The organism is Bradyrhizobium sp. Leo170 (assembly GCF_004296405.1).
Classification (GTDB): domain Bacteria; phylum Pseudomonadota; class Alphaproteobacteria; order Rhizobiales; family Xanthobacteraceae; genus Bradyrhizobium.
Genome location: NZ_PSRR01000729.1, coordinates 1 through 1,287, shown reverse-complemented (window position 1 = coordinate 1,287; position 1,287 = coordinate 1). Strand labels below are relative to the sequence as shown.

Below are 1,287 nucleotides of genomic sequence, written 5' to 3'. Positions count from 1 at the left end.
GCTCTACGCCGCCTTGCCCTGGTTCTTGAACATCTCCGCCGCGCGCTTCTTGAGTTCGTCAGGCGCGACGTCCTCGATATGCGTGCCGAAGAACCATGCGTTGCCCGCGACATCCTTCACGCCGCCGGTGCGGTCGCCGTAGAACTGATCCGCCGGTTCCATGATCGAGGTCGCGCCTGCCTTGATGGCGTTTCGGTAGGCGGTGTCGACGTCGGGCACGTAGAGATAGAGCATGGCGGGCATCGCCTTGGCGTGCTCGGAGGCATCGGCGATCATCACCATGGAATCGCCGATCCTGAGTGTCGCGTGCATGATCGTGCCGTCGGGCCGCAGGGTCGGCTCGTGGTGCTTCCGGGCGCCCAGCGCCTGCTCCAGGAAGCTGATGATCTTCTCGGCGCCTTCCACGATGAGATAGGGCGTCACGGTATGAAACCCGTCCGGAGTTGGTCGTGCCTTCGCCATGGTGTTCTCCTGCGGAGTTGGAGGTAACCCCGTTAACGCAGAGCATCCATTTTGGTCGCATCGTGTTGGCAAAAAGCATCGCGGCTCGCGGATGCAGAGGCGCGCCAATTGCCGCGACGCTTTTTGTCGCGCCTGACGCATGCGCGCAGTTCAGCGGGCATTCATCTCACGGCGGCAACATTGTTCCCGCATCACATGCTGAGTAAGAAAAGGACAATGTTCATGGAACGCCGCCACTTCTTGAAGATTGCATTGGGCGCTGCCGCAGGTGTGGCAACCTTTGCTGCAACCGCGCAAGCCGCGCCGATGGTGCCATTAAGCGAAGACGCGCGGCGGCCTTCCAGCCCAGATGCCCATCCTGCGGTCTCCACCGGCGATGAAGTTGACAACCTCAAGCCCGAACAGGTGCAGTGGCATGGCGGTCATGGGCATCGCGGTCATGGACATCGTCGCCACTGGCGTCCTCACCGGGGCTGGCGCCACCCCCACCGCCACTGGCACCGTCGGCACTGGCGTCGCTGGTGAGGCCAATCTAGCAGGCTGCCAGCTTTGGTAGTTTGGAAGTCGGAACTCCAACCGTATCAATCCGAAAGCTGCTGCTTTTCGAATCTCCGCTACCACTGATCGAAAAAGGGCAGGGACCGCGAGCCGCAGTCCCTGCCCATTATTGTTCGGCCACTAAAGTTTAGCCCGCTCCGCTCGGCCATCTGATTGGCCGAGCTTTGTTCGACTACGCTTTAACGAAAAGTTTAGAAAGGCCGGCAGCGGCCATGGCGCCAAATGAAGCCGCGGGGGCAGACGCGAGGCGCCACCACGACCCGCGGC

2 protein-coding genes are annotated in these 1,287 nt (G+C 61.8%); one reads left to right on the top strand and one right to left on the bottom strand.

Annotated features, from left to right (window positions below; all coding sequences use genetic code 11):
• Positions 1 to 3: 3 nt before the first annotated feature.
• Positions 4 to 462 (bottom strand): VOC family protein, encoded by a 459-nt coding sequence (locus tag CWO89_RS44300; RefSeq protein ID WP_130584394.1) that lies wholly within the window; start codon positions 460 to 462, stop codon positions 4 to 6.
• A gap of 382 nt (positions 463 to 844) precedes the next feature.
• On the opposite strand from CWO89_RS44300, the gene CWO89_RS49345 reads away from it, so the two are divergent.
• Positions 845 to 1,018 carry a hypothetical protein gene (locus tag CWO89_RS49345; protein WP_165421615.1) on the top strand — a complete coding sequence of 58 codons (174 nt, stop codon included), beginning with the start codon at positions 845 to 847 and terminating at the stop codon, positions 1,016 to 1,018.
• The last annotated feature ends 269 nt before the right edge of the window (positions 1,019 to 1,287 follow it).

What these genes read in the sequence shown, in the direction of transcription:
- CWO89_RS44300 (WP_130584394.1), bottom strand. Translation starts at nt 462, where the DNA reads ATGGCGAAGGCACGACCAACTCCGGACGGGTTTCATACCGTGACGCCC.